Here is a 7,464-nt window from a genome sequence, read left to right on the forward strand (position 1 = left end):
AGGGGGCTTGCCCCCGTTGGGTTGCGCAGCAACCCCAAAACTTTTGTAACTCCGAAGCTAGAGCTATTGCGACTGCTGCGCAGCCGAACGGGGGCAAGCCCCCTCGCCACAAAAGCTCACACCTACAGGGATCTGCTGCGGTCTAAAATTTGCTGGCAATTCATACCCCTGATATGCGCCACTAGCGCCACTGATCAATACCGCTGCAACGCTGGAGATTCCCCTTATGAGCGAGAGTGTATTTGCCGATCGCATCGTGCAGAACCTGCTCGACACCGACTTCTACAAACTGACGATGATGCAGGCGGTGCTGCACAATTACCCGAACGTCGAAGTCGAATGGGAGTTTCGTTGCCGTAACAGGGAGGACTTGCGCCCGTACCTGGCGGAAATCCGCTTCCAGATCGAGCGCCTGGCCGAACTGAGCCTGAGCGCCGACCAATTGAACTTTCTGGAACGCATCAGCTTCCTGAAGCCGGATTTCCTGCGTTTTCTCGGGTTGTTTCGCTTCAACCTGCGCTACATCCACACCGGCATCGAAAACGGTGAGCTGTTCATCCGCCTGCGGGGCCCCTGGCTGCATGTGATCCTGTTCGAAGTGCCGCTGCTGGCGCTGGTCAGCGAGGTGCGCAATCGCTATCGCTACCGCGAAGTCGTGCTGGGGCAGGCCCGTGAACAGCTCTACCGCAAGTTCGACTGGCTGAGCGCCAACGCCAGCAGCGATGAATTGTCCGAATTGCAGGTGGCCGATTTCGGCACCCGCCGTCGTTTTTCCTACCGAGTGCAGGAAGAAGTGGTGAATGTGCTCAAGCACGATTTCCCCGGACGCTTCGTCGGCACCAGCAATGTGCACCTGTCCCGGGAACTGGACATGAAACCTCTGGGAACCATGGCCCACGAATGGATCATGGCGCACCAGCAACTCGGCCCACGGCTGATCGACAGCCAGATTGCCGCACTCGATTGCTGGGTCCGCGAATACCGTGGCCTGCTGGGGATTGCCCTGACCGATTGCATCACCATGGATGCCTTCCTCGGCGATTTCGATCTGTTTTTCGCCAAGCTTTTCGACGGTTTGCGCCACGACTCGGGCGATCCGGTGGTCTGGGCGGAAAAAGCCATCGCCCACTATCACAAGCTCGGCATCGACCCGATGAGCAAGACACTGACCTTCTCCGACAGCCTGACCCTGCCCAAGGCCCTGGAGATATTCCGGGCGCTGCGCGGTCGGATCAATGTCAGCTTCGGCATCGGCACCAACCTGACCTGTGATATTCCGGGTGTCGAACCGATGAGCATCGTGCTTAAAATGGCCGCCTGCAACGGCCAGCCGGTGGCGAAGATCTCCGACGAGCCTGGCAAGACGCACTGCAAAGACCCGAATTTCGTTGCGTACTTGCGACACGTTTTCCAAGTACCTGCCGCCCTTTCAAGTACATCAAGCAAGGAGTGAATTCATGCAAGCCGTACAGCGTGAGATTGCTGAACAGCTCAAGGTCCAGCCGCCATTCGCCGACGAAGCCGCCCTTGAGGCCGAAGTCGCCCGGCGGATTGCCTTTGTTCAGGACTGCCTGGTCAATTCCGGGCTGAAAACCCTGGTGTTGGGCATCAGCGGCGGCGTCGACTCACTGACCGCCGGCCTGCTGGCCCAACGTGCCGTCCGCGAACTGCGCCAGCGCACCGGCGATGCCGCCTATAAATTCATCGCCGTGCGCCTGCCGTACGAAACCCAGTTCGACGAGCACGACGCCCAGGCGTCGGTGGACTTCATCAAACCGGACGAGCGCCACACCGTAAACATCGGTCCGGCGGTCAAGGCCCTGGCCAATGAAGTGGCGGCGTTCGAAGGCAAGCATGCGGTGTCGGTGGATTTCGTACTCGGCAATACCAAGGCGCGGATGCGCATGGTGGCGCAGTACACCATCGCTGGCGCGGCCCATGGCCTGGTGATCGGCACCGACCATGCGGCGGAAGCGGTGATGGGTTTCTTCACCAAGTTCGGTGACGGCGCCTGCGACCTGGCGCCACTGAGCGGCTTGGTGAAAAACCAGGTCCGCGCCATCGCCCGCAGCTTCGGCGCGCCGGAGTCGCTGGTGGAGAAAGTCCCGACCGCCGACCTGGAAGACCTGTCACCCGGCAAACCGGACGAAGCCTCCCACGGCGTGACCTACGCCGAGATCGACGCCTTCCTGCACGGCAACCCGGTGCGTGAGGAAGCGTTCAGGATCATTTGCGACACGTACAACAAGACCCATCACAAGCGTGTGATGCCGTATGCGCCGTGATTGATGATTGAATGAAAAAGCCCGCTGAAGTGTTGAGCTTCAGCGGGCTTTTTCTTTGGCCAAAACATGCGTCGATGCTTCTGGCCCCTTCGTCGGAACGCCGCCCGGACCAAGCCCGCTCCCACAGTGATTTGTGTCGCTCACAAAACCTGTGGGAGCGGGCTTGCCCGCGAAGAACGATGACGCGGTACGTCGGTTTACTTCAGGGTCACGGTGCCTTTCATCATCGAGATGTGGCCCGGGAACGAGCAGAAGAAACCATACTTTTCAGCGGCATCCAGCTTGGACACATCGAAGGTCACCGAATCGGTTTCCTTGGAGCCGATGATCTTGGTGTGGGCAATCACGCGGGCGTCGCCCTCTTTCAGGTAGTTCTTGTCGATGCCGGCGCTCAGGCCGTCGGTGGCGATCGGCTGCATGTCGGCTTCTTTGCTCAGCACAAAGTTATGGCCCATGACGTTTTTCGGCAGGCTGCCGGAGTGAGTCAGCTCGACGGTGAAGGTTTTGCAGCTTTTGTCGATTTCAATGGCCTTGGTGCTGAAGGCCATTTGATCGGTGGAGTCGATGGTCGTCTTGCACTCGGCAGCCATCAATTGGCTGCTGGCCAGTGTCAACAGGGATACCGCAACGAGTTTGGCAAACATGGTGAATCTCCAAGGCAGGGTTAACGAAATCGCGAATGGACAGAAGACTGCCTGAAAATTTCGCAAGTTCATATGACTTGAATCAAAAATTGTATACAACTTTCAGGCTATGACACCGATGGAAACAATCTACCGGCCAAGCGTCTGGCCCGGCCCTATCATCAGACCGTCCCCTTCAAATGGAGCGTCTGTCATGTCGATCAACAGCTTATTGCGCAGCTTGCTCGCCGCCTATGCCTGCGGCGCCAGCGGAACATACGAAACGCCAGAACTCGAAGTCTAGCCCTTGGAGTGCCGTGCGCCTGCCTTTACTCTGTGGCTCTGATCGACCATGGAGCAAGGCATGTCTTTAGCATCTGTTTGTGTATTTTGTGGTGCCAGCACCGGCACCAACCCGGCTTATCGTGAAGCGGCTGTGGCCTTGGGCCAGGCATTGGCCGAGCGCAAGCTGACCCTGGTGTATGGCGGTGGCGCCGTGGGCCTGATGGGAATCGTCGCCGATGCGGCCCTGGCGGCCGGCGGTGAGGTGATCGGCATCATTCCGCAAAGCCTCAAGGACAAGGAAATCGGCCACAGTGGCCTGACTCGCCTGGAAGTCGTCGATGGCATGCACGCGCGCAAGGCGCGGATGGCCGAGCTCAGCGATGCCTTTATCGCGCTGCCCGGTGGCCTTGGCACCCTGGAAGAACTGTTCGAAGTCTGGACTTGGGGCCAGCTCGGCTACCACGGCAAACCGCTGGGCTTGCTGGAAGTGAACGGTTTCTACAGCAAATTGACGTCTTTTCTCGATCACATCGTCGGCGAAGGCTTCGTTCGCGGGCAGCACCGTGACATGCTGCAAGTGAGCGAATCGCCGCAAACCCTGCTCGATGCACTGGATGCCTGGCAACCGTCCGTAGCGCCAAAATGGGCCGAGCAAAAACCCAGCTAACGGCTCGGCACCGATACAGGGCAGAATATGCGCCGCTCAACCTCACCTTCGACCCCAGAGGATCGCCCATGGCCAAACCTAATTATTCCTTCGCCAAACGTCAGAGAGACTTGGCCAAGGAGCAGAAGAAAGAGGAAAAGCTTCAGCGCAAGAAAGCTTCAGCTGAAGAAGCGGCACTGAACCCTGAGGGTGAAGTGGCGGCAGAAGACGATGTTGATGCACCGAAAGACTCGGCGCCCGACGCCTGAGAACCTCCGGGCCGGTTGATCTGATCTGGCCCACCGGATCTGTGTCCAGGGTTGGCAGCTTTGCTGCCGACCCTCACAGGCCAATCTGAAATACCCTACCTGAAATGACTGCGCCCCCTGTAGGAGCGAGCTTGCTCGCGAAAAATTCGAAGACAGCGCGTTTTTCCAGACAGGACGCGTCATCGTTGACGTCCATCGCGAGCAAGCTCGCTCCTACAGGGTGGATGGTTGTTAATCCAGTGGCATCACGGTGACGCGCACTTCCGGGTCGTGGTTCCCTCCTCCCAGAATCACCCCCCGCAACGGCGACACATCGGAAAAGTCCCGGCCCCAGGCCAGGGTGATGTGCTCCAGAGCCGGTTGCACATTGTTGGTCGGATCGAAATCCACCCACCCCAGCACCGGGCAAAACACCGAAACCCAGGCGTGGGACGCATCAGCACCGATCAGCCGTGGCTGCCCCGGCGGTGGCTGGGTCAGTAAGTAGCCGCTGATGTACCGCGCGGCCAATCCACGGGAACGCACGCAAGCGAGCATCAGGTGAGCAAAGTCCTGGCAGACCCCGCGCCGGCGCTCCAGCACCTCCACCAGTGGCGTCGCCACCTGGGTCGCTTCGGCATCGAAGGTGAACTCGCTGAAGATTTTCTCCATCAGCGCCTGCACGCCGAGCAGCAACGGTCGACCCGCCGGGAAGCAGCTCTCGGAAAACTCGACGAAGTTTCTCTTCAAATGCACATACGGCGATTCAAACCGGTATCGGCAGGCTTCGAGCATTTCAGGCGACAGCGGCTGGCTGCTGTAGGTCAGCGCGCTTCGAGTGTTTTCCCACGCCGGAGACCGACTGAAGTCCAGCACAGGTCGAGGCAACACTTCGATCGTGAGGCTGGCGTTGACCAGCAATTCATCGTGGGGACGTTCGAACGCCAGCCGTGTCAGCGGGTTGCCGAATACATCCAGTTCATCGCGGCGCGAGGTCGGCTGCGGACTGATCTGCAATTGCCGGTCGGTGCAACGCTGCCAGGCACAAGGCCGCGGCCACAAATGCGCCAGTTGCTGGGCCAGGGACACCGGGCTGTCGTAGTGATAATGGGTGTCGTGGAAAATCTGGTAGTGGGCGCTCATCAGACGGACACCGTGCGCTGGCTGACATCGTCGACATGGGCGAAGTGCCGCAGTGCCAGGCGATCGGAAACTTGCCCGCTGACATCGGCGATCTCTTGCAGCAGCGCGGCCAACCCCTCAATGGCGGCGCGAACACTCGCGTCGCCGAACAGCGGGTTTTCCAGGCAGCCCAGATCGAATCGCGCCAGACGTTCAACCAATTGCGGCAGCGCTGCTTCGCGCGGCCCACCAAAGTCATCGTTGAGACGTTTGAGGGTGCGGTTCACCAGTTTCAATTGGAACAACACGGCGTGAGGGTTCTGCTCGTCGAGCAACAGAAGGTCGAGCACCGGGATCAGTTGCGCCACCGCCAGGTATCGAGAACGGTAGGTGATGCTGCTGTTGCCCAGTTCCAGCAGCCATTCCAGCCCGGCCTGATCGAAAACCGCGGCGCCCCGCAGGAACGCCGCCAGGCTGCCGCTGAGAAATTGCAGGCGCTCGATCCGCCGGCCAATCATCAGGAAACGCCAGCCTTCGTCCCGGGTCATGTCGTCCAGGGCAAAGCCGGACAGCGCCGCGAGGGACATCACCAGGCGGTTGAGAAAATCCAGCAATTCGCCGAAATCCGGCTCTTCGGTTTCCAGCTCCATGGCTTCGCGCTGCAACTCCACCAGCGCCTGCCAGTTTTCTCGCGAGAGCTTGCCGCGTACCTGCGAAGCAGCCCACTGCAAGCGTTGCAGGTTGGAACGCAGGCTGAACGGCCAGTCATCGCCGAGCAGCGCCGCCAACAGGCGTTCCGGCAATTCACCCTTATCGGGCAGCAGCATCAACCGTTCGCCGAGATCGACTGCGGCCTGCAGGGCTTGCGGGTCGTCGCCGTCGACATAGCGCGCCAGCATGATGCGCAGCAAACGAGCACTGTCATCGCAACGTTCGCAGTAACGGCCAAACCAGAACAGGTTTTCCACCACCCGCGATGGCAGATACGGATCGCGCCGCACCAGGTCATGCACGCCGATGTTGCGTTGGGCCTTCCATTGTTCGCCGCTGGGCGCACGATCGCCCAGCACCCAGGTGTCTTTGCTGGCGCCACCGCGCTGCATCGACACCACTTCGGCATCGGCGTCGGCGGCGACCCGGGTCAAGCCACCGGGCAGTACCCGATAACCGTCGCGGCTGGCCACCGCATACACGCGCATGCCGATGGCGCGGGGTTGCAGCTGACCGTCTTCGGCTTGCCAGATCGGTGCCTGGGACAATTGCGCGAGTTCTTGCGCCACATAAGCGTAAGGCCGTGCCTGCATGCGCTCGGCGAGTTCCTGGCGCTGCTTTTCACTCAAGTCACGGCCAAATACCGGTGCAAAGCTCTGGGACGGAAACGCCGGTTTGATCAGCAGTTCCGGCAGCTTTTCCAGGGCTTGGGCCAAAACCGGCGCTTCACCGCACCACCAAGTGGCGATGGACGGCAGGATCAGTTCTTCACCGAACAGGAATTGATTGATCTTCGGCAGAAAACCCAGCAAGCCTGGCGACTCCAGCACACCGCTACCCAGAGCGTTGGCCACCAGCACCCGCCCCTGCCGCACGGCTTCCAGCAGGCCCGGCACGCCGAGGGCCGAATCGGTGCGCAGCTCCAGCGGGTCGCAGAAATCGTCATCGAGCCGACGCATGATCGCGTGAACCCGGCGCAGACCACTCAGGGTCTTCAGATAGACCGTGGCGTCGCGCACTGTCAGGTCGCCGCCTTCTACCAACGGATAACCGAGCTGCCGGGCCAGATACAGATGTTCAAAATAGCTTTCGTTGAATCGCCCTGGTGTCAGCAGCACCACCAACGGCGCGTCCTCGTCACTCGGGGCCTGACGGGCCAGGGTTTCCTGCAAGGTGCGGAAGAACCCAGCCAGGTGTTGCACTTTCAAGTCGCGGTACAGCTCGGGAAACGCCCGGGACACGATGGTACGGTTTTCCAGCGCATACCCGGCACCCGAAGGCGCCTGGGTACGGTCCGCCGTGACCCACCAGCGGCCATCGGGCGTGCGCGCCAGATCCACGGCATACAAATGCAGGAAGGCTCCGTCAGGCGGGCTGATCCCCTGACAGGGCCAAAGGAAGTTGTTGTGACCGAACACCAGCTCGGCGGGCAGCAGACCTTCGGCAATCAGCCGTTGCGGACCGTAAAGGTCAGCCAGCACGGCATTGAGCAACCTGGCCCGTTGCGCGATGCCGGCCGCCAGGCGCTCCCACTCATCGGCGGG

At 60.5% G+C, this 7,464-nt stretch carries 7 protein-coding genes; 4 read left to right on the forward strand and 3 right to left on the reverse strand.

The window, feature by feature from the left end:
• The first annotated feature begins 226 nt into the window (after positions 1 to 226).
• Positions 227 to 1,453, forward strand: coding sequence for a nicotinate phosphoribosyltransferase (gene pncB, locus PMI29_RS03855; protein ID WP_008003045.1), 1,227 nt, complete (start codon positions 227 to 229; stop codon positions 1,451 to 1,453).
• Positions 1,454 to 1,457: 4 nt separating this feature from the next.
• Complete coding sequence (nadE, locus tag PMI29_RS03850; RefSeq protein WP_008003048.1) at positions 1,458 to 2,285, forward strand: ammonia-dependent NAD(+) synthetase; 828 nt, start codon at positions 1,458 to 1,460, stop codon at positions 2,283 to 2,285.
• Positions 2,286 to 2,482: 197 nt separating this feature from the next.
• Here the strand turns inward: nadE and azu are convergent, their stop codons facing one another.
• A complete protein-coding gene (gene azu / locus PMI29_RS03845) occupies positions 2,483 to 2,929 on the reverse strand; it encodes an azurin (RefSeq protein WP_008003050.1) in 447 nt (148 codons plus the stop codon).
• A gap of 343 nt (positions 2,930 to 3,272) precedes the next feature.
• Between azu and PMI29_RS03840 the strand changes: the two genes are divergently transcribed.
• On the forward strand, positions 3,273 to 3,860 hold the full coding sequence (locus PMI29_RS03840; RefSeq protein WP_008003054.1) for a TIGR00730 family Rossman fold protein: 588 nt from the start codon (positions 3,273 to 3,275) through the stop codon (positions 3,858 to 3,860).
• A gap of 68 nt (positions 3,861 to 3,928) precedes the next feature.
• Entirely contained in the window at positions 3,929 to 4,108 is a 180-nt protein-coding gene (locus PMI29_RS03835) for a hypothetical protein (RefSeq protein ID WP_008003055.1), read from the forward strand.
• Between the two features lie 231 nt (positions 4,109 to 4,339).
• On the opposite strand, the gene PMI29_RS03830 is transcribed toward PMI29_RS03835, so the two are convergent.
• Positions 4,340 to 5,230, reverse strand: coding sequence for a transglutaminase family protein (locus tag PMI29_RS03830; protein WP_008003056.1), 891 nt, complete (start codon positions 5,228 to 5,230; stop codon positions 4,340 to 4,342).
• Positions 5,230 to 7,464 (reverse strand): circularly permuted type 2 ATP-grasp protein (locus PMI29_RS03825; RefSeq protein ID WP_008003057.1); only part of this gene is annotated, 2,235 nt, incomplete at its 5' end. The genes PMI29_RS03825 and PMI29_RS03830, both read right to left, overlap by 1 nt.

This window comes from Pseudomonas sp. GM49 (genome assembly GCF_000282355.1).
Lineage (GTDB): Bacteria > Pseudomonadota > Gammaproteobacteria > Pseudomonadales > Pseudomonadaceae > Aquipseudomonas.